Genomic DNA, 21,441 nt, shown 5'->3' with positions numbered 1-21,441 from the left:
CTTCAGTGACAGCGACGCGCGTGTTTGCGGTGCCGGCCGACCGGCCCGATCGTGGAGACGTGACGGAATTCGACGTGAACACGCTGACCACACGGGCGACGGCGGCCGCGGATCGCCGATGGCCGGGAGCCGCGATATCGGCGCCCTCGGCGCTGCCGGGTGGCGTGTCGAGCCTGACCTACCGGGCCGTGCTCAGCCGCCCCGGCCTGCCCGACGCGGGCATCGTCCTGAAGATGGCACCCCCCGGACTGGAACCGGTCCGCAACCGCGACGTGCTCCGGCAGGCGCGGATCATCCGTCTCCTCGGCGCGGCGCCCGGCGTCCGGGTGCCGTCGATCCTCCTCGAGGAGAACGGAACACCCGAACGGCCACCGTTCTTCGGCATGACCCTCGTCGACGGACAGTCCTACGAACCGCTCCTCGACGAAGCCGGCTCCCCACCGTCCGCCGACACGGTTGCCGTCCGCGCTCTCCGAGCCGCCGGGATGCTCGCACGGATGCAGAACCTCGATCCCGTCGCGCTGGGAGTCGGGGACGAACCGGTCGTCACCGTCGCGGAGGAACTCGCGCGTTGGCAGCGCCTGCTCGACACCGTCGACGATGACATCGCGCCTCGGCACGCCGAACTGCACGCCGCGCTGACGGACCGCATCCCCGCACCGGTCGCTCCCACCCTGCTGCACGGCGACTACCGACTCGCGAACATGCTGTTCGCCGGCGACGACCTCGCCGCGATCATCGACTGGGAGATCTGGTCCGTCGGCGACCCCCGCACCGATCTGGCGTGGTTGCTGATGCACACCGACCCCGCGCACCGGTTCCGGCGGTCCCGTCCGGCGGCCGACGTCGCGGCGGGAACCGGGATGCCGTCGCGCGGCGAACTCCTCGCCGCCTACCGCGCCGAGCGTGACGGGCCGATTCCCGACCTGGACTGGTTCCTGGCCTACTGCTACTACAAGACGGCGTCGACGATGTCGGTCTTCGTCAAGCGCAACCGGAGGCGCCCCGACCCGGACCCCGCCCTGGTCGTCGCCGCGGAGAGCCTCCCTGACGTCGTCGAACGAGGGCTGGCCGTCCTCGGCACGCCGGCGGTTCCCTGAGTCCGTGCCGTCAGGCCGACGGCACCACTTCCGTAACACCGCGAGGTACCACCTCGACCACGACCTTCCCGATCGCGGCGCGGTCATCGAGCGCACGCAGTGCGGCCGCCGACTGTTCGAGCGGGAACGTGGCCCCGACATACGGCCGTATCCGTCCCTCGGCGGCCAGTGACTCGACGGCGTCCCGGACCATCCGCAAAGTCCCGGGATACTCGGTTTCCATGTTGTCCATGGTGATTCCCGTGACGGTGAGATTGCGGTGGAGCAGACGGTTGACCTTGACGGTGGGAATCGAGCCGCCGGTGAATCCGACGACGACGAGTCGCCCGCCCTGGCGCAGTGCGCGGAGCGAGTCGGTGAACCGGTCGCCGCCCACCGGGTCGATCACCACGTGCACGCCGCGCCCGTCGGTGAGGTCGCGCACCTCGTCGAGCCACGGCCCGTCCGACCGCACCACCGCGTGCGCGCCGTGGTGGCGCGCGACCTGCTCCTTCCGGTCGCTGGACACGACCGCGATCGCCTTCACCCCGAACGTGTCCGCGAGGTCGAGCGCCGCGGTACCCACCCCACCCGCCGCGCCGTGGACGAGCACGTACTCGCCCGGCCGAACCTGCGCCCGGTGCAGCGCGTACCAGGACGTCGAGTAGTTCATGTAGAGCGCCGCGCCTTCGACGAACGACATCGACGGCGGGATCTTCACCGTGTACTCGGGCAGTGCCAGGGCCCGCTCGGCGAGCGCGCCGTGCCACACGATTCCGCCGACCCGGTCGCCCGGCCGGAGGTCGGTGCCGACCGGTGCCTCGACCACGACACCCGCGAACTCGCTGCCACACACGTACGGTGTGGGCACGCCGTTCTGGTATTTCCCCCAGGTCTGCAGGGGGTCGATGAACGAGAGGCCGGCGGCGTGCACGTCGACGAGTAGTCGCTGTCCGTCCGCCCGGGGGTGGGCGCCGTGCGGTTCGGGTACCTCTGCCAACGTCGCGGCCTCCGGGCCGGTCAGTTCCTCGACGACGACTGCGCGCATGGACGTCACTCTCCTCGTATTCAGTGGAAGTAGGCCACGACCGCGTCCGCGACGCAGGCGGGTTTGTCGTGACCCTCGATCTGGAAGGTCTGCCGGATCGTGAACCGATATCCGCCGTCGATCGGTCGCGCATCCTGCAGTCGCGCCGTCATGCGGATCCGCGAACCGACCGGGACGGGGTTCAGGAACCGCACCGTGTCGAAGCCGTAGTTGAGTCCCAGCGAGTGCCCGTTCATCTCGAAGACCTCGTAGAGAAACTTCGGCCCGAGCGAGAGCGTGTACATTCCGTGGGCGATCGTGCCGCCGAATCCGGCCTCCCGGCCCCGCTCGGGGTCGACGTGGATCCGCTCGAAGTCCTCGGTGTCGTGCGCGAACGCCGTGATGCGGTTCTGGGTCACGTCGTACCAGTCCGTCGTGCCGAGGTCGGTGCCGACCCGCGCAACCAACTCGTCGATCCCGTTCAGCTTCAGCATGGCCGCATGCAACCACGGCGACCGCGCGCACCACAGGAACCGTCGATTCGGCACTGGAGAAATCAACAGTGCGGCGCGGCGGCCTCGTGGCCGTGGGTGCCGCCGCTCCCTACCGTCCGATGCATCAGGAAACCGAAGCGGAGGACGCCCTATGGACTGGACCATTCCCGACGATGTGCAGCAGTTCGTCACCGACCTCGACGCGTTCATCGATCGCGAGATCACCCCGCTCGAGGCCAAGCACCCGCAGTTCTTCGACCACCGCCGCGAGTACGCGCGCACCGATTGGGAACGGGACGGGTTCCCCAAGCAGGAGTGGCGCGAGTTGCTGCTCGAGGCGCGGCGCCGATCCGACGCCGCCGGGTTCTTCCGGTTCCCGTTGCCCCGGGCGCTCGGCGGCAACGACGGGAGCAACCTCGCGATGGCCGTCGTGCGCGAGCACCTCCTCACCCGGGGCTCCGGTCTGCACTTCCCGCACGCCGACGAGGCATCGGTGGTCGCGAACCTCCCCCTTGCGCTCGTGCTGCACGAATACGGCACCGACGAACAGCGGGAGCAGTACCTCGAACCACTGATCCGCGGCGACATCGAGATCGCGTTCGGTCTCACCGAGCCCGGGCACGGCAGCGACGCGACGTACCTGGAAACGACGGCCCGGCGTGACGGCGACGACTGGATCATCAACGGGGCGAAGCGCTTCAACAGCCTTGTCGACTGCTCCGAGGTCGACCTCGTGTTCGCGCGCACGTCCGGGCAGGCCGGCAAGGCCGACGGGATCACCGCATTCCTGGTACCGACGGACGCGCCCGGGTTCTCCGTTCCGTTCAACCACTGGACGTTCAACATGCCCAGCGACCATTCGGAAGTCCATCTCGACGACGTGCGGGTCCCGGCGAGCGCAGTGGTCGGGGAGGTCGGCCGCGGCCTCGACTGCGCGCAGCTGTTCGTCCACGAGAACCGGATCCGGCAGGCGGCGTCGTCGCTCGGTGCGGCGCAGTACTGCATCGACCAGAGCGTGAAGTACGCGCAGGAGCGGGTCGTCTTCGGGAAGCCGCTGCACGAGCACCAGGGAATCCAGTGGCAACTGGTGGAACTCCAGACCGATGCGGAACTGATCCGCAACACGATCTACAAGACCGCGGCAATGATGGACGAGCTCGGGAAGACGGCCGTCACCGACAAGGTGGCGATGGTGAACCTGCGCAGCAACCAGCTCGCCTGCCGCGCCGCCGATCGCGCGATCCAGATCCACGGCGGCGTCGGATACTCCCGCCACAAGCAGTTCGAGCACATCTACCGCCACCACCGCCGCTACCGCATCACCGAGGGCACGGACGAGCTGCAGCTGCGCCGGATCGCGAGCAGGATCTTCGACTTCTCGTCCCATCGCTAGTCACCCTTTTGGACTGTCCTTTACTTTGGCCTGTCCATATGGTGTTATCTGTGACGGAGGCCACTCACCGTGGATCCCCTGCGCGGCATCGCCGCCCCCGACTACCGATATCAATCGACAGGAGCTTCCATGAGCGCAGTCGGCACGACTGGGTTGCAGGCGCCCACGCGGCATCTGAACCGCTGGTGGTATGTCGTTACCGGTTTCATGACACTGCTGTTCGGCACGACAGCGGTCAACGTTCTGTTCAACATCCTGGGCAAGCCCATGACCCAGGAGTTCGGCTGGGAACGCAGCGTCATCAGCAACGGCCTGTCCATCGAAACGGTGCTGGTGGGCATCAGCATCGTCATCCTGGGCTTCCTCATCGACCGGTACGGACCCAAGATCCCCTCGGTCCCGATGTCACTGGCGTTCGGAATCGGCCTGATGCTGATGTCCGCACTGCCGAACAATCAACTCGTCTTCTACCTGCTCTGTGTGGTGATCGGCGCCGGAGCGGGCGCCGTGAACCCGGTCGCGCACTCGACCGTGGTGAGTGCGTGGTTCCAGGACCGGCGCGGCATGGCGCTGGGCATTCTCATGGCCGGCCTCGGCTCCTGCGGTGTACTGATGCCGTATCTAGCCAACTGGATGCTCGGCATCGGCGGATGGCGCTTGGCGTTCCTGGTCATCGGCGCCCTGTGCACGGTCATCCCGGCCGCCGTCTACGCCTTCGTCACCCGGATGCCGGCCGAACACGAGGCCGAGCGCATGGCCGCGCGCCTACAAGGCCGGATGGCCGGGGAGTCCCTCCTCACCGTGGCCCGGAAGTACCGGCAGTTCTGGCTGCTCTCCATCGCCATCTTCCTGGTGTCGTCGGCAACCTTCGGGTTGATGTCGCAGATCGTGCCCATGACCACCGACAAGGGCATCAGCCAGGGCACCGCCGTCTCGATCCTGTCCGTCCTCAGCCTGGCGTCGGTTTCCGCCCGCCTGCTGGTCGGCTACCTGTTGGACCGGTTCTACGCCCCCGCCATCGGCTCGATCATCTTCGCGTTGTGCGCGGTCGGCGTCTTCCTGATGATCACGTCGTCGCAGACCGGCCTGCTGTTCGTCGGCGCCGTCCTGATCGGTCTCGGCCTGGGATCCGAGGGTGATCTCGCCGCCTACATGGTGAGCCGATACTTCCCCAAGCACTCCTACGGCCGGGTGCTGGGATTCATCTACTTCCTCTACGCGCAGGGTTCGGCGTTCGGCATCTTCCTGCTCGGACAGGTCTACAGCGCCACCGGTTCCTACCGTGCCGGAGCGCTGCCGATCATCGTGCTGGTCGGTGTCGGGATCGTCTGCCTGCTGCTGATGGGGTCCTACCGCTTTACCCTCGATCACAAGGAGGTCGACGCTGTCGACGAGACATCGGCGCCGAAGTCGCCGGTCTCCAGTTGATACCCACCGTCGACCAGAAGGAGTACGCATGACCGACGGATTCCACGACGCCCTGGTAACCCGGGCCACTGCTGACATGCCGGAGAGGTTCTTCGACCGGTTCATGTTCAACCTTCATCCGGACGGCGCCGCCGCGCCGTCGGTGATCCTCGGCGCCGGGGTCTATCCACCGCGGAACGTCGTGGACGGTTTCGTCGTCCTCACCACGGAGACCGAGCAGCGCAACCTGCGCTTCTCCACCGAGCACGACGCGACCGACGCCGCCTCCGTCGGGCCGCTGAAGTGGGAGACGCTCGAGGACAACACGACCTGGCGAATCCAGCTGGGTGAGAACAAAACCGGACTGGAACTGGACCTGGTCTGGCGCGCCCGGGCACCGTATTGGCTCGGATCGGTGGATGTGGAGAACACCGACGGAAACGTCACGTCGTTCGACCATCTCTTCCAGCCCGGCCGCTACGAAGGCACTCTCACCCTCGACGGGTCCGCCACCGACGTCGGCGGGTGGTACGGCCTGCGGGACCGCTCCCGCGGGGTGCGGACCATGTCCGGCGGACAGGGCCTGCACATCTGGTACCAGGCGCAGTTCCCGGACCGCACGTTCGGGTTCCTGCTCGTCGAGGACCGTCGAGGTGGCCGAATTCTGCTGGAAGGCGCCGTCATGCACGACGACGGCCGACTCGACGACATCACCGACGTCCGGCACGACCTGGCATTCGCCGCGGGCAACGACCTCACCGGGGGGACGATCGTGGTCGTGACGGCCGGCGGCGCGACCTACCGCATCGGTGCGGACGCCTCCGCAGGCGGTGGCTACATGGCGGGCGGTGGCTACGGCGGACACCACGGCAAGGTCCGTGGCCGCGACTTCCAGGAGTTCGACGTCTATCCGCTCGACGGATCCGTGGGGCCGACGACCCTCGACTCGGCCCTGACCGACCGGTGCTGCACGTTCGAGTGGAACGGGCAGACCGGCTACGGAATCTTCGAGTTCGCCCTGTCGCGGTCGTCGTCCTACACGTACCGCTCCAGCATCGCGACCTAGCCCGAAGCTGACTCTGCCCCTGCATCTACCGATAGGTGCAGGGGCAGAGTGCTATTACCGGTGTGCTGTTACCGGTGTGCTGTTACCGGAAAGCGTCCAGGCCCTCGCTCGCCATCCGCACCATGTGATCGGCGAGCCCGGCGGTGCGGGTCACCTTGGCGGGCCAGTACGCGATCGAGAAGATCATGCCCAGGCAGGACTGGGTGGCCACCGAAACCTCTGCCGGCGACGCGGCGGGGATCGACCGCGCCACCGCGGCCTCCCACCCCTGGACGTACTGCTTGCGCCGGCGGTTGATCGCCTTCCGCCACGGATCGACCAGCGACCGGTCTTCACGCTGGCTGACGTTCACGAGATGGCGGTGCCGGGCAGCATAGAGGGCGTGGTGTCGGATCATCCGCTGGAGATCGAGATCCGCGTCCTCGTGCACCGGTTCGGTGGCGCCGATCAACTCGTCCATCGCCTCGTCGAACAGGGTGGCCAGAATCTCGTCCTTGCCTGAGAAATGACGATAGATGGCAGGACCGCTCAGACCGGCACGGGAGCCCAGCTCATCGACACTCGTTCCGTGAAAGCCTTTTTCGTAGAACAGCTCTGCGGCGGTGTCGAGGATCTTCCTGTTCCGGTCCACAGCTGCATTCTAGCACTCGGTGATAACGATCGTTATTATGGACCGATGACGTCACCAGCCGAAATCCCCTCATACCTCCAGGTGGTTGCACTGCCCCGCGAGTGCGGGCCCGTGCTCGTTCCGTCCGCCTACGAGGACGAGAACGGCCACATGAACATCCGCCACTATTTCGACCTCGAGGCGCAGGCGATCGCGGAAGTGTTCGATCGGATGGGCATTACCGACGACTACCGCGCCACCCGTGGCCAGGGCTTCTTCACCGCCGAGCACCACATCCGCTACTACGCGGAGGTCCACGTCGGCGACCGCGTGTCGGTGCACGCGCGGATAAGCGAACGCTCGGACAAGGTCGTCCACGCCATGGCGTTCCTCGTCGACGACACCACCGAACGCCTCGCGAGCACACTCGAGGTCACCGCGACCCACGTCGACCTCACCAGCCGCCGGGTCGTGCCCTTCGCCGGCGACGTCGCCGGTGCGGTTGACCGGGAACTCGCCCGCACCGACGTCGACTGGCCCGCCCCCGTCTGCGGTGCGATGGGCGTCCGCGCCAGGGCCGCGCGGTGACGGCGTCGGACTGACGGCTTCCACCAGCCCTTGACGCTCACCTTCTCGGTTCCCGCACTCGCTACGGCGGCCGAGAAGGTGCGCGTGTGCGGAAAAGTAGTGCCGGATGCCGTCAACGCGGCCCGACTCACGTGGCGTCGGACGACCTCAGGTCACGAATGCGAGACTCGATTCCCGCTGCTGTTCTGCGCATCTGGCTGACCAGTCCCGACTCCAGGCTGGCATGAAACCTGGTTGTCGGCATCGCCACGACCAGGGCGCCCAGAGCGACACCCTCGCCGTTGCGCAGACAGACCGCCACGGAGGACAAGCCGACCTCGACCGCATCCACCGCTGTTGCGTACCCCTTCTCGGACACAGCCCGCAATTCCCTCTGCAACAAAGCGAATTCCGCAGGCGACAGCCGGTCGGCCGAGAGTGCGTACTCCGACCGATACAGATCCGCGAGCGCACTGTCGTCGAGTTGCGCGAGCAGCACCCGGCCGCCGGCCGACGTTCGTGCGGGCGGAACATGACCCTGCCGATTACCGACCCTGAGCAGTTTCTCCGACTCGACGGCTCCGATCACCCGGGACTCGACGCCGGTCCGAACGACGAGATTCACCGTCTCCCCCGTCAGCGAAGCCAATTCGTGCATCGAGTCGAGGCACGCATCGCGGAACACCCGGGTCCAGGACGACCCGGTGGGTCCGACCCCGATCGACGGCCCCGGGAGGTACCTCCGCGACTCGTCCTGCACGACGAAGCCGTGGTAGATCAGCATGGCCAGCAACCGGTGAGCGGTCGACTCCGCCACCCCGATCTCTTCGGCGGCGTCCTTCAACCGGAGGCTGCCGTGGTCGCGGACTGCGTTCAGCAGCAGAAGCGCGTTGTGCACGGACTCGATCATGTAAGTCGGCTTACTGATCGGCCTCGTCTTCATACCGGGATGATAGTCCGACCCGGCAGTATCCGAAAAGGATGTCCGGCAACGCGCTCCCCCGCTCACATCACGCCGGTCAGACGGAGACAAGTCCGCGAGTGTCGGCCTGGAACCGACCGAAGTTCCTGTTCAACTCGGACAGGTGCCGAGTACTCATGACGACCCCGTACCCGTCCCGGCCCTCGCACGTCCACCGCATCAGGGCGTTGTGCACCATAGCGGTCGGCGCCGCGATCCAGGGAGCCCCGACGTTGGGCGTGGCCTGGAGCCGGAACTTCTTCCCGCGCACATCGGTGACCGTCATGTCGATGCCGGTACACACCATTCCCAGGTGAGTGCTGGTCATCTCCAATTCGTCGGTGAGCCCGTAGACTTCACCGTCGTCCATCACGTATCCGTGCGAGAGTTGGAACGCGTCCGGGTTTGCCGCCTCGGGATTCCAAGGACAGATCATGTGGAAGGCGAGGTCCTCACCGAAGGTCGCGGAGACGATATGGTTCGGCTTCCCTGCCTTCATCGGGTCACGCGGCCCCCAACTCCGGTCCATCCGCTCGATGGAGTCCACGACGTACTCGCGGCCGCGAACGATCATCGTCCCGGTCGCATGCCCGGTGGCGTCCCCGTGCCCGACGGACTTGTGCGCTCCCGACTCGAGGTCGGCATGGATATCGGGAGCCGCGCCGGCCTGCGGGCTGTGCTGTGGATCATGAATGTCGAACGGGTCCATGAGATTCACCCAGTCGACGTGGATCTCGGTGCCGTCGTCGGCGACGTAGTCGATGCGGAACTTGCGCGGTGCGTCCACGGCATCGATCGACAGCCCGATCGGCGATTCGATCCGCGTGAAGGATGCCGGCGCAGGGAGATGCGGATTCTCGTTGTAGTGCAACAGTTCCGCGCGCGTGTCGGTGAGCGAACCGCAGACCATGATCTGGTTCCACATCACCCCGAGACTGGGGCGCACATTCGTGTAAATCAGGGTGTAGAGATTCGCCTCCGGTATGACGATCGGAAACAGGATCGTCTCGACCCACAGATGGTCGGCCTCAGGGGGATTCTGGTACTCGAAATGCTCGGCGTCGAATGCCATTGTTCTCATTCCTCAGTTCTGAGTGGTTGGTCTAGTGGGCTCGGGATCGTGCAACCGTGCGCGCCGCGAAAATGCCGGCGATCACGGTGAGTGCCACGACGGCCATCGCATAGAAGGCCGGGACGGTCGAGCCGCCGAGTCCGGCGAGTGCCGCCAGGATGATGGGGGTGGGGCCGGCGAAGAGAGTTGTCGACATCTGCCACCCGAGAGACAAACCCGTGTACCGGGTGTCGGTCTCGAACATCTCGGACAGCAAGGGTGTCACCGCCGCGATGTTCGCCGCGACGACGGGCGTGACGACCACCATCGCGGCGACCGCGAGTGGCAGCACCCCGCTCGACAGCATCACGAGGGACGGGTAGATCAGCACGATCAACGTGGCCGACGAGACGAGCAGCTGCGGGATCCGCCCCACTCGGTCGGACAGCCGGGCAAAGGGCAGCACCGCAGCGCAATACGCCACCAGACCGACGAACGTGATCAACTGTGCATCAGCGACGGAGAAGTCAGTGAACTGCTTCAGCGCGGACGGCATGTAGATGAAGTACAACGCCATCATGCACGAGTTGGTCGCCGCGATGCCGATACCGATGAGAACCGAACGGTAGTCCCGTCGCAGCGTCGTGAGCAGCGGTGACTTCTGCACCCGCCCCTCCCGGGAGAGGGCGGTGAACGCCGGGGTCTCCTCGAGCCTGTAACGGATGTACAGGCCGATCAGCCCCAGTGGCAGCGACAGCAGCAGCGGCAACCGCCAACCCCACGACGACATCGACTCGGGCGACAGGGTGCGGGTCAGCAACATCGCCGTTCCCGATCCGAACAGCATCGCGCCGCCGACGGTCAGCGAGATGAATCCGACGAAGAAGCCCCGCCGGGCCGGTGGCGCGAACTCCGCGATGAGCGACGTCGCCCCGCCGTACTCGCCTCCCGCGGAGACTCCCTGCACGAGACGCAGCACCGTCAGGAGAACCGGTGCGGCAAGACCGATCTGGTAGTACGTGGGCAGCACTCCGATGCCCGCCGTGGCGAGCGTCATCAGGGTGATGACGACGGAGAGGACCGTTCGCCTGCCGTACCGGTCACCCAACGGCGCGAAGATCACCGCACCGAGGGGGCGTGCCATGAAGCTGGCGGCAAAGGCACCGAAGGTCAGCAACAGGCTGACGAACGAGTTTCCGGTGGGAAAGAAGGCTTGCGCGATGTACGTCGCCACGTAGCCGTAGATGACGAAATCGTAGTACTCGACAAAGGTTCCGAAACTGGCGGCGGAGATCGCGCGCCGACGCACGGCTGTCGAGACCGTACTGTCGGGGGCGGTGGTGATCACCTCGGATGACATGTTTTCTCCTGATCCATGAGGCAGACGGTGCGTTGGCTAGTGCGCGCGGGTGGCGGTCTGGGCTCCGAGCAGAGAGCGGAGCGGCGGGACCGTATGCGGGTCCGGATCGACACCCTGAGGGAGGAACCACGACCGCTGCAACTCGACGAGTGGTCGTGAGTGTTGGAGCACGATGCGGCTGACCTCGGCGCCCGTGTCCGGGTCGGTGGTGCGCGCCGATCGGACGATCCCGGCAATCGCACGTGTCAACTCGTCCGTGGCCCGGTCGAGTTGTCCGTACTCCGGAACGGCGAGCAGATCGGTGCGGCGCGCATTCTCGAGTGCGTCCGCGAGCAGTGACCGGGCAGCGTGATCGACCTTCTCGTGGTCGCTGAGCCGTTCAGCGAGAGCGAGATACGTTCGGAACTCGTACTGCTTCCGCGGATACTCGTGGTGTGCGCGGTCGCGGTAGAAGTCGAGGACACCGGCGATGACCCTCACCTGCTCTGCGGCCAGCGAGTTCGATTCGCCCAGCGCCGGTGTCACCGTCATGCGGAGGGAGCGGGCGGCAGCGTCGAACGCGTTCGCGGATTTGTTCACCATTACAGAACCTCCTCGAGATCCTGGCCGAGTTGATGGGCCATCAGATATCCGGTCGCCTCGAGTCCCGTCAGCAGAACGTCCTGGTGGGTCTTCCCCAGCTTCGAGACGCGGTAGGCCGAGCCCAGCGCGGTGACGACGGACTGGTATTCGTTCAGAATCCGGTAGAACGTCAGTTTCTCCGGATCGACGGTCAGGCCGGACGCCTGCTCGTACATCTCGAAGAAGACGGCGGTCGGCAGCAGTCCGGTCGCGAGGAATTCGGAACCGTCCTCCGACGGATGGCCGAACGGGTACAGCGTCGCCCATGCCAGGTCGCGGTGGCGGTCGCCGAGGAAGCTGCGCTCCCAGTCGAGAATGGCCGTGATGGATCCGGTGTCCTCGTCGAACAGGAAATTTCCGCCCCGGTAGTCGCCGTGGACGAGACTGACACGGTCGAGAACAGGCAGGTTGTCCTCCAACCAACCCGCCGCCACATCGAGCAGCGGAAAGTCTTCGCCACGGTCCTCCTCCCACACCCGCCTCGCCCGATTCAACTGCCACAGTGCGCTCTCGGTACCGGCTACAGCGGGCTTCTCGTAGTGATCCAGCTTTGCCGCCGTCACGTCGAGCGTGTGAATGCGTGCCAGGAGATCGACGAACTGCGGCGCCAGGACTTCTCGGAGTTCGGGACCGAAGTTGATCCCGATGCCGGCGATCCGGCTCTGGGCGCGGCTGGGCTTCGCGGATCCGTGCACCCACGTATAGACGAGCGCCGGCTCCGGGAACCACCTGCCGTCCTCGTCGACCCACCGGACCGTCGGCACGGGCACCGTTCCGGCGAGGGCGTTGATCACCTCGAATTCCCGCATCCGGCTGGTGGCGTTCAGGGACTCGGGCGGCTCCATGCGCAGGACCAGATCCTCGGTCACCTCACCGGCTACGGAGTCGTCGTAGCGCAGCGTGAAACCCATCTGAATCTTCGACGCCCCACCTGTCAGCCACCGCGCGTTTCGGACCTCGAACCGCGAAGACGACAGTACGTCCCTCAGCATGTTCTCGAGCGCCGCGGTGAGAAGGTCCAGATCGAAGCTGCGATAACCCTGGCCCGCCCGCCGCTCCATCTTGCGGGTCAGCATCCGGTCGTATTCGGTTTCGGTGGGGAACCGCGCGCGAATCCCCTCGATGACGTCCGGCGTGGGCTCGTCTCGATCGGAGTCTGCGATCAGTCCGGGTATCTGCCGATCCCGTTGGATGGTTGCACTCATGATTTCCTCATCACGCTCTTGGCGGGTCACGCCGTGACCGGAGCGCTACAGCACGGCTCTCCGGGAGATTGGGGCTTGCGAGTCGGGTGGTCGTCACCTCGACGACCCGAACACTAATGTGACCGGGCACACACGTACAGAAGGTTCTGCTGTGCAGAGGATGGGGACGCGACGACCAGGCCTCGGACGAATACTGCAGACCTTCGCTCCGATATCACTGCAGGTCACAGCGTTCTTCACCGTCGCTCTTGAAAACGCTCGTTATCAGCGCTACGTTCGTCATAAGGTAAGACCAAAACAACTTCGCGGGTGGCTCACGCTCCGCGGGCAGCATGAAAGGACCAACAGGTCGATGAGTGACTTCACGGATGTGACGTACGAGGTCGAGGACGGACTCGCCTGGATCACGATCAACCGGCCCGAGCGGTACAACGCGTTCCGCGCGCGGACGGTCGACGAGTTGGTGAAGTCGTTCAAGAAGGCGTGGGGCAGCTCCGAGGTCGGGGCGATCGCGCTCACCGGCGCCGGGGAGAAGGCGTTCTGCTCGGGTGGCGACCAGAAGCAGCGGATGGAGACCGGCGACTACGGCCCGTCCGACAGCGGCCTGTTCGAGGTCGAGGCTCTGCACCGTGTGATCCGCGACGTGCCCAAGCCCGTGATCGCCGCGGTCAACGGTGTCGCGGTCGGTGGCGGGCACGTGCTGCACCTGCTGTGCGATCTGTCCATCGCCGCCGAGCACGCGATTTTCGGGCAGAACGGGCCGCGCGTGGGATCGTTCGACGCCGGCCTCGGCACCGGCTACCTGGCGCGGGCCATCGGCGAGAAGCGGGCGCGTGAGATCTGGTTCCTGTGCCGCCGCTACAGCGCCGAGCAGGCTCTCGACTGGGGATTGGTCAACAAGGTGGTGCCCGGTGACCAGTTGCGGGCCGAGGTTCGGGCGTGGGCAGACGAGATCCTGCAGCTGTCGCCGACGTCGCTGAAGGTGCTCAAGCAGTCACTCAACGCCGACACCGAGCACTTCATCGCACAGGGCAACATGGCGTACTCCACGCTCAAGCTGTTCGGTGAGTCCGCCGAGGCCATCGAGGGAATCAGCGCGTTCAACGAGAAGCGCAAGCCCGACTTCTCCAAGTTCCGCGGGGCCTGACGGATCGGGGAGGCGGGGCGTACGCGCCTCGCCTCCCGCCCGCCGCGTCGACCGAAGCCCACCCCTCACGCGAGAGAGCATCCGCCGCTATGCGTTTCACTAGAGAGCAACGAGAGTTCGCGGTCGCCGTCCGCGAGTTCTGCGCCGCCGAATGCAAGACCCTCCAGCAACGCGACCTGCTGACCGAGGGCGGCACCCTGGCGAACAGCCCCCTCATCCTCGACAAGTTCGCCGGCCTCGGCTGGCTCGCCGTCTCGCTGCCGGAGGAGTACGGCGGTGGCGGCGCCGGAATGGTCGAGGAATGCATTTTCCTCGAGGAATCCGCCCGCGGCCTCGCACCTATCATCGCCTACTCCACCGGTCTCACCGCCGCGCAGACTTATCTTCGCTACGGCACCGAGGAGCAGAAACGCACCATCGTCGGCAACATGGCGGCGGGCAAGCTCGAGGCGATCGCCCTCAGCGAGCCCGGCGCCGGCTCCGATCTCGGGGGCGTCCGGATCAAGGCGGAACTGGTCGACGACCACTACGTGATCAACGGGCAGAAGACGTGGATCTCCGCGGCCCACATCGCCGAGCACATCCTCCTCCTGGCCCGGACCGACACGACCGGCAACAAGCACCAGGGCCTGACCCTGTTCATGGTGCCGGCCGATGCGCCGGGGCTCGAGATTCACGAGATCAAGACCATGGAGGCCCGGACCTGCAACGACCTGTACTTCACCGACGTCGCGGTCCCGGCGAGCGCGGTCGTCGGCACACCGAACCAGGCGTGGCGCCACCTCATGCGCGGACTGAGCGTCGAACGCCTCATCATCGCGACGATGGCACTGGGCGGCGCCCAACGTTCGCTCGACGACCTGATCGCGTTCGTCACCGAGCGTGAACAGTTCGGCCAGAAGATCAGCAGCTTCCAGGCCATCCGGCACCGGATCGCGGACCTCGCGACCGACATCGCCTTCGCGAAGTCCTTCGTGTACGAGGTCGCCGAGCGGATCGATGCCGGCGAGGAAGACAACCTCAACCGCGAGGGCTCGATGGCCAAGCTGAAATGTACCGAGATCGCGAAGAAGACCGCACTCGAGGCGATGCAGATGATGGGCGGCTACGGCTACACCCGCGAGTACGGCATGGAGGAGCAGGTTCGCCGTTCTCTGGCACCACCGATCTACGGCGGCACCAACGAGATTCAGCGCGAGATCATCAGCAAGAGCCTGGGCCTGTAGCCCTCGTTCCCCATCGTAAGGACCATCGCATGACCACCTCTCCCTTCACCTCCGACGCCCTCGCGGGCAAGCGCGTCCTCATCACCGGCGGGGGCACCGGACTCGGCCGCGGCGTCGCGCGCCACCTCGTGGACCACGGCGCCGAAGTCCACCTGTGGGGCCGCCGTCCCGCCGTACTCGAGGAAGCCGCGGCGGAGGCGTCCGTGTCCCGGCCGGGTTCGGTCCACTGGCAGACCGTCGACGTGCGCAAAGCAGATCTCGTGTCGGCCGCGATGGACGAGATCTGGACGCTCCACGGTCCGCTCACCGGCGTGATCAACAACGCCGCCGCGAACTTCATCGCCCCCACCGAATCGCTCAGCCCGCGTGCCTTCGAAGCCGTCACCTCCACGGTGATGAACGGGTCGTTCAACACCACCCACGCCGCGGGCCGCCGCTGGATCGAAGGCGGGACCAAGGGCGTCGTCCTGTCGACGCTCACTACCTGGGTCTGGAGCGGATCCGCGTTCGTCGTCCCGTCCGCGATGGCGAAAGCAGCCGTGCACTCGATGACGATGTCGCTCGCCGTCGAATGGGCGCGTTACGGCATCCGCCTCAACGCGCTCGCCCCGGGACCGATCCCGACCGACTACGCGTGGGAGATGCTCAACCCGACCGAAAAGAGTGCAGTCGGCGCGACCCAGGCCGACCAGGTGCCGATGGGCCGGATGGGCACGATGGAGGAACTCGCCAACCTCACCATCTTCCTGCTGTCGGACGCCTGCGACTACCTCACCGGCCAGACCATCGCCATGGATGGCGGCCAGATGCTCGCCGGCCCCGGCACTTTCGCCGGCCTGACATCGATGAGCAACGAAGACTGGGCCACCGCCCGGGAAAAGAGCAAGGCCGCCAGCGAAGCCGCGAAGTCGCAGCGCGGAGTCTGACCCCTCACAGACCGGGCCTGCCAGTCGGTGACGACAAGTCCCGGCCGGCAGGCCCTTCTCATGTGCGCCCGTAGTCCGCGCCGTATCCGCCGAAAGAGACATGACAACCGACAATCTCCAGGCACTTCCGTTCATCTCGGCGGGTGCCGAAGCACTGTTCCGTGTGGCTCCCGTGATCGGCGACGCCACGCGTGGCAAGTCTCAGATGCAGACCGGACCGTGGATGTCCGACGAACGCGGCCTTCCGTGCCGCGGCGCTCTCGGCGTCCTGATGGACGACGTTTCGGGATACCCGATCGCCGCCCGCGCCCCGGCCGGACATTGGGCCGTCACGACTGAACTTCACCTCGACTTCTCACGAAACCCGGCGCTCGACGGTTCGATCCTCCATGCGGAGAGCCGAGTCGTCACGTCCGACGCGGATGGCGGCCTTGCAACCGGCCGGGTCGTCGACGAGTCCGGGCGGGCAGTGGCCATCGCCAGCGCCCGGCTCCGGTTCGTCGCCGCGGAGATGCCGACGGCAACCGCTCCCGATGACCGACCCCCTGTCGGACCGAGCGCATCCTCGATCGTCGAACTGCTCGGCGCCCACCACCGACGGGACAACGCCGCCGCAGGGCTGGAACTGGAAGCCGCGGAATCGCACTGCAATCCGCTCGGCAACGTCCACGGCGGCATACTCCTGTGCGCCTCCGAGATCGCCGGCCACTCCGCCGTGACACCGGAGGCGGAGTTCCAGACGACCTCGATCGCCATGGCGTTCGTGCGCCCCTGCCCGGGCACCGAGCCGCTCACCTTCGCTCCCCGGGTGATCTACCGTGGCCGCAGCTTCGCCGTCGTCCAGGTCGCCGCGCGCAATCAAGCCGGAAAGACCTGCACCACAGCGACGGTCACGTGCCATCGCACGCAACCGCTCTGACTTCCTGCCGCACGCATGGGCCTTTCAGCTGAAGAAGATGCGACGGAAAAATACTCGCTCCGCCTCGATGGGCAGTCCCGAATTCGTAACAGCCGAGTTCAACCCGAATCTTCGTCGGCTCCCTGTTCCCAAGCAACAAACTTCGGCGGGAACGTGACAACGACGTGCGGCCGGCGCCCCGACGTGTCGAGCCGCCCGAATGCCTGACACTTCCTCGGCAGCGTCTTGCATGGCGAACAGGGTCTCTGTTGTGCTGTCAGTCCCGCTGGTCCGTGACCACGATGACGGAGGTGCCCGGCCAAGGAGGCGTCGATCCTTGTGACGCCTTCCTCGACCTCAACGATGGAATTGGCGACCGACATCGACAGGTTCTCGTTGGGGCGTGGATGCCGATCTCCGTGAGCTGAGTGCTGTCGACCTCAGCGTGGTGAGCGTGCAGTGTCCGCTGAGTGGTAGCCGGCGATCCGACCGAACACCGATCCGTTGGTCAGTCCGGACCCACCGGGGTAGTTGAAGTAGAAGATGCCACCCACCAGCTCGCCGGCTGCGTAGAGACCCGGCATCGGGTTCATGTCGGTGTCAAGCACCTGGGCGTCTTTGTTGATCCGCAGGCCACCGAAGGTGAACGTGATACCGCAGGTGACCTGGTACGCCTCGAACGGACCTTCGTCGAGGGTGTTAGCCCAGTTGGTCTTGTTCACCGGTAGGCCACTGGTGGAGCGACCGTCCTTGACGTTCGGGTTGAACTCGGTGTTCGTGTCGACCGCGGCGTTGTAGGCCTGGAGCTCGGCAAGGAAGCCGTCAGGATCGACACCCTCGAGCTTCCCGGCCAGTGCTTCGAGTGTGGGCGCGGTGACCTTGGTGACCTCGCGGATCCGGTACTCGTCACGGAGAAGGTGAGTCACCTTCTGGTCGAAGATCTGCCAGGCGAACTGGTTGGGCTGCTCGAGGATCCGGCGTCCGTACTTGGCGTAGGTGTAGTTGCGGAAGTCAGCGCCTTCGTCGACGAAGCGCTGGCCGTGGGCGTTGACGAGAATGCCGAACGGGTAGCTGTGTTTCTGGAAACCGTCACCGACGGCGAGGTCGCCGAACTCTGGGGCGTTGCGTTCCCAGCCAACGGCATGGCAACCCGACCAGTTGCCTGTCGGGCTCGCACCGATGTCGAGGGCCATCTTGTGGCCGTCGCCGGTGTTGAACATGGTGCCGCGAACCTTGGCCAGGTCCCACGACGGGCCGAGGTAGCGGGTGCGCCATTCCGTGTTGGCCTGGAATCCGCCGCTGGCGAGGATGACCGCGTCGGCCTCTTCGTTGCGGGTCACGCCGTCCTGAGAGACGGTCACGCCGGTGATGCCCTCGTCGCCGTGGATGAGCGAGACAACGCGGGCACCGTACTCGATCTTGATGCCCTCGCGATCGGCAGCTTTGGTGAGATACTCGACCAGTCCGGGTCCGCCGCCGTTGACCTCGACGGTCAGTCCGCCCCAGAACTTGAACCTCCCATCCACCTTGAATGCCTGGCGTCCGTAGATCGGCATGAACTTCACACCCTGGTCCTTCATCCAGGACAGGGTCGGGTAGCTCTGGTCGACGAGGATGCCGGCGAGGTCGGGGTCTGTGCGGTACTCGGTGACCCGCGCGAGGTCGTCGAGGAAATTCTCGGTGGTGTACGAGCCGAAGTCGGTGTTGGCGGCATCGTCGTCGGTCAGGTCGGGCATCAGTTCACGCAGGTCGTCGACGCCGTTGTAGGCGACGCGCATGGCGCCGGCGGTGAAGGCGGTGTTGCCGCCGCGGCGGGTCTTGTCGGCGCGTTCGAGAACGAGGACCTCCGCGCCTCGTTCGCGTGCGGCCAACGCTGCGCAGAGTGCCGCATTTCCGGCTCCGACGACGATCACCCGGCGTGTAGACATGGATCAACCTCTCGATGAGATAGTTATGGAATATTGTTGTTGCGAAATGTGATTCGAAATCGGCTACTGATGTTCAGTAACGGGCGGTCGGCGGCAATTCGTGCCCGAACAGATTGAGCCCGTACTGGACATACGTTGGGGCTGTCGTATTCATCATGTGATTCATCGCTGCGTGGGCGTCCCGCCACATCCTCTGGATGGGGTGCGAGGTATGCAGTGCCGCACCACCGGTGTTGACGAACAGACGGTCAGCGGCCTGCACTGCACGGGCACTGGCGTTCACTTGGTTGCGGCGCACCTCGATCCGGAGATCCTTCGAGATCGTCTCGCCCTGTGCAGCGAGGTCGTAGACGCGGTCGATGTCCCAGAGAAAGTGCTGGATGGACGCCTGAATGTCGGCGGCGGCCTCGCCGAGCACGGCGAGACTGTTCGGGTCTTGGCTGGTGCTCCCCGACAGCCGCGACACCCGCTGGCGGCTGTGATCGATGTACGCCTGCAGCACGCCCTGGCAGATCGCCAGTGTGCCCGCGGTGATCGCGCCGGAGAACATGGTCTGCCGGGGGATCGAATACAGCGGGTTGTCCAGGCCAATGGCCCGAGCGGCGGTACCCGCGATGATCTCCTCCTGGTCGATGACGCGGTGCGCCGGCACGAAGGCGTCTCGGACGATCAGGTCCTTGGATCCGGTGCCACGCAGTCCCATGACCTCCCAGGAGTCGGGGACGATCTCGTAATCGCCTCGGGGAAGACAGAAATGACGAGTGCCTGCTCCGTCAGGCTTGCCCTCGGCGTCGAGGACCAAGCCGCCGATCATCACCCACTGGCACTGATCCGTGCCGGATGAGAACGACCACCGTCCGTTGAAGATGTATCCGCCGTCGACCGGCTTGGCCCGGCCCATCGGCGCGTACGGCGAGGCCACCCAGGTGTCCTCGTTTTCACCCCACACCTCCTCTTGAAGCTGCGGGTCCGTCTGCGCCAGCTCGTGCGCGTGTACGCCGACGACACCGGCTACCCAGCCGGTGGACGAGCATCGACTGCCCAGTTCGATCAGTGTCTCGAAAAAGTCGCGGGGGTGACACTCGTATCCGCCGTATCGCTTGGGCTGGAGCATGCGCATCACTCCGGTAGAGCGCAGCTTTGCCGCGACTTCGTCGGTGATCTGTCCCGCTGCCTCGTTTTCGGCGGCGTGGTCGCGCCAGAAGTCGGACAGTTCCAGCACGCGGGCCTTTACCTCGAACATCAGTTGCCTTTCGTTGATTCTCTAGCTAGTCGACGTCGGCCGCGGGAAGGAGGTTCGCCACCGGTTCGGCTCGTCGGTGCCCCCAGTAGTGCGCGTCGTTGTAGCGGGCCGGCCGCCACGTTTCATCGACAAGCGTTCCGCCGGTGCCGTATTCGAGTCCGAATCCGGACGGAGTTCGGACGTAGAACGAAAGCATGTCGTCGTTGGTGTGTTTCCCGAAGGTGGTGATCAGTGGTGCTTCACCATCGAGGACCTTGTCGTATGCGCGGCCTACCACGTCGAGATCGGTCACCTCGAGCATCAAATGGCCGACACCCGGCTCGACCCCGTCGAGTTGGGCGAAAGCGAACGAGTGATGTCGCGCATTGCAGCGCAGGAAGAGCAATTCGGCTTGGCGCTTCGGGGAGTCGACCAGGTCGGTGAACTTCATGCCCAGTACGTCGACGTAGAGGTGCCAGTAGGCGTCTCGGTCGCTGACGATTTGCAGTAAGTGGCCGAGCCCGTGCTCGCCGGCAACGAAGGAGGCGCCGTTCGGGGAGGCGAATCGCTCCAAGGATTCGGTCAGACCGTAAAAGATTTCGAGCGAGGCGAGGCCGTCGGGATCGACGAACGAGAAGAGTTCGATGACACCGCGGTTGCGGGCGTGGTCCTTCGATCCCATGGTTGTCACGTAGCCTTCTGCTTCCAAACGTGCTTGCAGGGCTTGTAGTTCCTGAGGGCCTGAGACCTCCCATCCGATCACCGCGATTCTATCGCGGGTGGATCGTCGGACCTCGACGCGATAAATCTTGTTGTCGATCCGAAAACGGAGAAAGCCGTCGAACTCGTCGGCGATCTGCATGCCGCAAAGCGAATTCCCGAAGCGCTTCCACTCGTCATACTGTGTCGTCTCGATGACGACGTAGCCCAGTGCCTTCACACTCGGATCCATCGGGTCCCCCTTCTTGATCGGGGCGGCGGCGCAGTCGTCAGCTGCGCTTTCGCTTGCTGGGTGCCCCGCGGGTCAAGCGGCTCGCGATAAGCGGAGCACCGCCTGCACGAGCCGATGACGGCCGGGACACGAGCCATCCTGCGGCCTGGCCCACGAGAGAGCCAGCATTGTGTTCCAAAGCCTGAAACTTTCGATCAACGGCCAGATTGTTCCAAACCTCGGAAACCGAGGATGGTGCTCGAGGGAGGCGGTGCGGCACTCTGCGCGGTGAGAGCAATTCGCCGCGTTATTTCAAGAAGGG

General features: G+C 65.6%; 20 protein-coding genes and 1 pseudogene. 9 read left to right on the top strand and 12 right to left on the bottom strand.

What is annotated here, in order from left to right; genetic code table 11:
* The first annotated feature begins 59 nt into the window (after positions 1–59).
* Positions 60–1,100 (top strand): phosphotransferase family protein, encoded by a 1,041-nt coding sequence (locus tag CJ179_RS15615; RefSeq protein WP_095862702.1) that lies wholly within the window; start codon positions 60–62, stop codon positions 1,098–1,100.
* A gap of 10 nt (positions 1,101–1,110) precedes the next feature.
* Here CJ179_RS15615 and CJ179_RS15610 read toward each other — a convergent pair whose 3' ends face one another.
* Both CJ179_RS15610 and CJ179_RS15605 read right to left on the bottom strand, forming a co-directional pair.
* On the bottom strand, positions 1,111–2,127 hold the full coding sequence (locus tag CJ179_RS15610) for an NADPH:quinone oxidoreductase family protein (RefSeq protein WP_095862164.1): 1,017 nt from the start codon (positions 2,125–2,127) through the stop codon (positions 1,111–1,113).
* Between the two features lie 20 nt (positions 2,128–2,147).
* A complete protein-coding gene (locus CJ179_RS15605; protein WP_095862701.1) occupies positions 2,148–2,600 on the bottom strand; it encodes a MaoC family dehydratase in 453 nt (150 codons plus the stop codon).
* Between the two features lie 151 nt (positions 2,601–2,751).
* Between CJ179_RS15605 and CJ179_RS15600 the strand changes: the two genes are divergently transcribed.
* The 3 genes from CJ179_RS15600 to CJ179_RS15590 all read left to right on the top strand — a co-directional run bounded on the left by CJ179_RS15600 (position 2,752) and on the right by CJ179_RS15590 (position 6,466).
* Positions 2,752–3,993 (top strand): acyl-CoA dehydrogenase family protein, encoded by a 1,242-nt coding sequence (locus CJ179_RS15600; RefSeq protein ID WP_072937121.1) that lies wholly within the window; start codon positions 2,752–2,754, stop codon positions 3,991–3,993.
* A 129-nt stretch (positions 3,994–4,122) separates the two neighbouring features.
* On the top strand, positions 4,123–5,421 hold the full coding sequence (locus tag CJ179_RS15595; protein WP_072937120.1) for an MFS transporter: 1,299 nt from the start codon (positions 4,123–4,125) through the stop codon (positions 5,419–5,421).
* 28 nt (positions 5,422–5,449) lie between these two features.
* Positions 5,450–6,466 carry a hypothetical protein gene (locus CJ179_RS15590; RefSeq protein ID WP_095862163.1) on the top strand — a complete coding sequence of 339 codons (1,017 nt, stop codon included), beginning with the start codon at positions 5,450–5,452 and terminating at the stop codon, positions 6,464–6,466.
* An 82-nt stretch (positions 6,467–6,548) separates the two neighbouring features.
* On the opposite strand, the gene CJ179_RS15585 is transcribed toward CJ179_RS15590, so the two are convergent.
* Positions 6,549–7,097, bottom strand: coding sequence for a TetR/AcrR family transcriptional regulator (locus tag CJ179_RS15585; protein ID WP_072937118.1), 549 nt, complete (start codon positions 7,095–7,097; stop codon positions 6,549–6,551).
* A gap of 45 nt (positions 7,098–7,142) precedes the next feature.
* Between CJ179_RS15585 and CJ179_RS15580 the strand changes: the two genes are divergently transcribed.
* On the top strand, positions 7,143–7,664 hold the full coding sequence (locus tag CJ179_RS15580) for a thioesterase family protein (protein ID WP_095862162.1): 522 nt from the start codon (positions 7,143–7,145) through the stop codon (positions 7,662–7,664).
* Between the two features lie 127 nt (positions 7,665–7,791).
* Here CJ179_RS15580 and CJ179_RS15575 read toward each other — a convergent pair whose 3' ends face one another.
* The 5 genes from CJ179_RS15575 to CJ179_RS15555 all read right to left on the bottom strand — a co-directional run bounded on the left by CJ179_RS15575 (position 7,792) and on the right by CJ179_RS15555 (position 12,841).
* A complete protein-coding gene (locus CJ179_RS15575) occupies positions 7,792–8,586 on the bottom strand; it encodes an IclR family transcriptional regulator (protein WP_095862161.1) in 795 nt (264 codons plus the stop codon).
* 76 nt (positions 8,587–8,662) lie between these two features.
* Positions 8,663–9,676 (bottom strand): hypothetical protein, encoded by a 1,014-nt coding sequence (locus CJ179_RS15570; RefSeq protein WP_095862160.1) that lies wholly within the window; start codon positions 9,674–9,676, stop codon positions 8,663–8,665.
* A gap of 31 nt (positions 9,677–9,707) precedes the next feature.
* The gene (locus CJ179_RS15565; protein WP_095862159.1) at positions 9,708–11,015 is read right to left on the bottom strand and encodes an MFS transporter; all 1,308 of its coding nucleotides are present in this window, start codon (positions 11,013–11,015) and stop codon (positions 9,708–9,710) included.
* A 36-nt stretch (positions 11,016–11,051) separates the two neighbouring features.
* The gene (locus tag CJ179_RS15560; protein ID WP_095862158.1) at positions 11,052–11,597 is read right to left on the bottom strand and encodes a hypothetical protein; all 546 of its coding nucleotides are present in this window, start codon (positions 11,595–11,597) and stop codon (positions 11,052–11,054) included.
* Positions 11,597–12,841 carry a phosphotransferase family protein gene (locus CJ179_RS15555; protein WP_095862157.1) on the bottom strand — a complete coding sequence of 415 codons (1,245 nt, stop codon included), beginning with the start codon at positions 12,839–12,841 and terminating at the stop codon, positions 11,597–11,599. The genes CJ179_RS15560 and CJ179_RS15555 overlap by 1 nt, the downstream gene beginning before the upstream one ends.
* Before the next feature lie 352 nt (positions 12,842–13,193).
* On the opposite strand from CJ179_RS15555, the gene CJ179_RS15550 reads away from it, so the two are divergent.
* The 4 genes from CJ179_RS15550 to CJ179_RS15535 all read left to right on the top strand — a co-directional run bounded on the left by CJ179_RS15550 (position 13,194) and on the right by CJ179_RS15535 (position 17,059).
* Positions 13,194–13,988, top strand: coding sequence for an enoyl-CoA hydratase-related protein (locus CJ179_RS15550; RefSeq protein WP_072937114.1), 795 nt, complete (start codon positions 13,194–13,196; stop codon positions 13,986–13,988).
* Between the two features lie 89 nt (positions 13,989–14,077).
* On the top strand, positions 14,078–15,214 hold the full coding sequence (locus tag CJ179_RS15545; protein ID WP_095862156.1) for an acyl-CoA dehydrogenase family protein: 1,137 nt from the start codon (positions 14,078–14,080) through the stop codon (positions 15,212–15,214).
* A 29-nt stretch (positions 15,215–15,243) separates the two neighbouring features.
* Positions 15,244–16,140 carry an SDR family oxidoreductase gene (locus CJ179_RS15540; RefSeq protein WP_095862155.1) on the top strand — a complete coding sequence of 299 codons (897 nt, stop codon included), beginning with the start codon at positions 15,244–15,246 and terminating at the stop codon, positions 16,138–16,140.
* Positions 16,141–16,240: 100 nt separating this feature from the next.
* Entirely contained in the window at positions 16,241–17,059 is an 819-nt protein-coding gene (locus CJ179_RS15535) for a PaaI family thioesterase (RefSeq protein WP_095862154.1), read from the top strand.
* 266 nt (positions 17,060–17,325) lie between these two features.
* Here the strand turns inward: CJ179_RS15535 and CJ179_RS52710 are convergent.
* The 4 genes and pseudogenes from CJ179_RS52710 to CJ179_RS15515 form a co-directional block, all read right to left on the bottom strand.
* Positions 17,326–17,459, bottom strand: a pseudogene (locus CJ179_RS52710) (4-hydroxy-2-oxovalerate aldolase); the annotation flags it as partial.
* A 19-nt stretch (positions 17,460–17,478) separates the two neighbouring features.
* The gene (gene tcuA, locus CJ179_RS15525; RefSeq protein WP_095862153.1) at positions 17,479–18,966 is read right to left on the bottom strand and encodes an FAD-dependent tricarballylate dehydrogenase TcuA; all 1,488 of its coding nucleotides are present in this window, start codon (positions 18,964–18,966) and stop codon (positions 17,479–17,481) included.
* Positions 18,967–19,039: 73 nt separating this feature from the next.
* Positions 19,040–20,209, bottom strand: coding sequence for a hydroxylase (locus CJ179_RS15520; RefSeq protein WP_095862152.1), 1,170 nt, complete (start codon positions 20,207–20,209; stop codon positions 19,040–19,042).
* A 25-nt stretch (positions 20,210–20,234) separates the two neighbouring features.
* A complete protein-coding gene (locus CJ179_RS15515) occupies positions 20,235–21,140 on the bottom strand; it encodes a VOC family protein (protein WP_095862151.1) in 906 nt (301 codons plus the stop codon).
* Positions 21,141–21,441: the final 301 nt, after the last annotated feature.

This window comes from Rhodococcus sp. ACS1, from assembly GCF_002300155.1.
GTDB lineage: Bacteria > Actinomycetota > Actinomycetes > Mycobacteriales > Mycobacteriaceae > Rhodococcus_F > Rhodococcus_F koreensis.
This window is presented reverse-complemented; position numbering and strand designations above follow the sequence as displayed.

Coding starts and splice junctions, on each gene's coding strand:
- CJ179_RS15610 (WP_095862164.1), bottom strand. CDS start 2,127: ATGCGCGCAGTCGTCGTCGAGGAACTGACCGGCCCGGAGGCCGCGACG.
- CJ179_RS15605 (WP_095862701.1), bottom strand. CDS start 2,600: ATGCTGAAGCTGAACGGGATCGACGAGTTGGTTGCGCGGGTCGGCACC.
- CJ179_RS15600 (WP_072937121.1), top strand. CDS start 2,752: ATGGACTGGACCATTCCCGACGATGTGCAGCAGTTCGTCACCGACCTC.
- CJ179_RS15595 (WP_072937120.1), top strand. CDS start 4,123: ATGAGCGCAGTCGGCACGACTGGGTTGCAGGCGCCCACGCGGCATCTG.
- CJ179_RS15590 (WP_095862163.1), top strand. CDS start 5,450: ATGACCGACGGATTCCACGACGCCCTGGTAACCCGGGCCACTGCTGAC.
- CJ179_RS15580 (WP_095862162.1), top strand. CDS start 7,143: ATGACGTCACCAGCCGAAATCCCCTCATACCTCCAGGTGGTTGCACTG.
- CJ179_RS15575 (WP_095862161.1), bottom strand. CDS start 8,586: ATGAAGACGAGGCCGATCAGTAAGCCGACTTACATGATCGAGTCCGTG.
- CJ179_RS15570 (WP_095862160.1), bottom strand. CDS start 9,676: ATGGCATTCGACGCCGAGCATTTCGAGTACCAGAATCCCCCTGAGGCC.
- CJ179_RS15565 (WP_095862159.1), bottom strand. CDS start 11,015: ATGTCATCCGAGGTGATCACCACCGCCCCCGACAGTACGGTCTCGACA.
- CJ179_RS15560 (WP_095862158.1), bottom strand. CDS start 11,597: ATGGTGAACAAATCCGCGAACGCGTTCGACGCTGCCGCCCGCTCCCTC.
- CJ179_RS15555 (WP_095862157.1), bottom strand. CDS start 12,841: ATGAGTGCAACCATCCAACGGGATCGGCAGATACCCGGACTGATCGCA.
- CJ179_RS15550 (WP_072937114.1), top strand. CDS start 13,194: ATGAGTGACTTCACGGATGTGACGTACGAGGTCGAGGACGGACTCGCC.
- CJ179_RS15545 (WP_095862156.1), top strand. CDS start 14,078: ATGCGTTTCACTAGAGAGCAACGAGAGTTCGCGGTCGCCGTCCGCGAG.
- CJ179_RS15540 (WP_095862155.1), top strand. CDS start 15,244: ATGACCACCTCTCCCTTCACCTCCGACGCCCTCGCGGGCAAGCGCGTC.
- CJ179_RS15535 (WP_095862154.1), top strand. CDS start 16,241: ATGACAACCGACAATCTCCAGGCACTTCCGTTCATCTCGGCGGGTGCC.
- tcuA (WP_095862153.1), bottom strand. CDS start 18,966: ATGTCTACACGCCGGGTGATCGTCGTCGGAGCCGGAAATGCGGCACTC.
- CJ179_RS15520 (WP_095862152.1), bottom strand. CDS start 20,209: ATGTTCGAGGTAAAGGCCCGCGTGCTGGAACTGTCCGACTTCTGGCGC.
- CJ179_RS15515 (WP_095862151.1), bottom strand. CDS start 21,140: ATGGATCCGAGTGTGAAGGCACTGGGCTACGTCGTCATCGAGACGACA.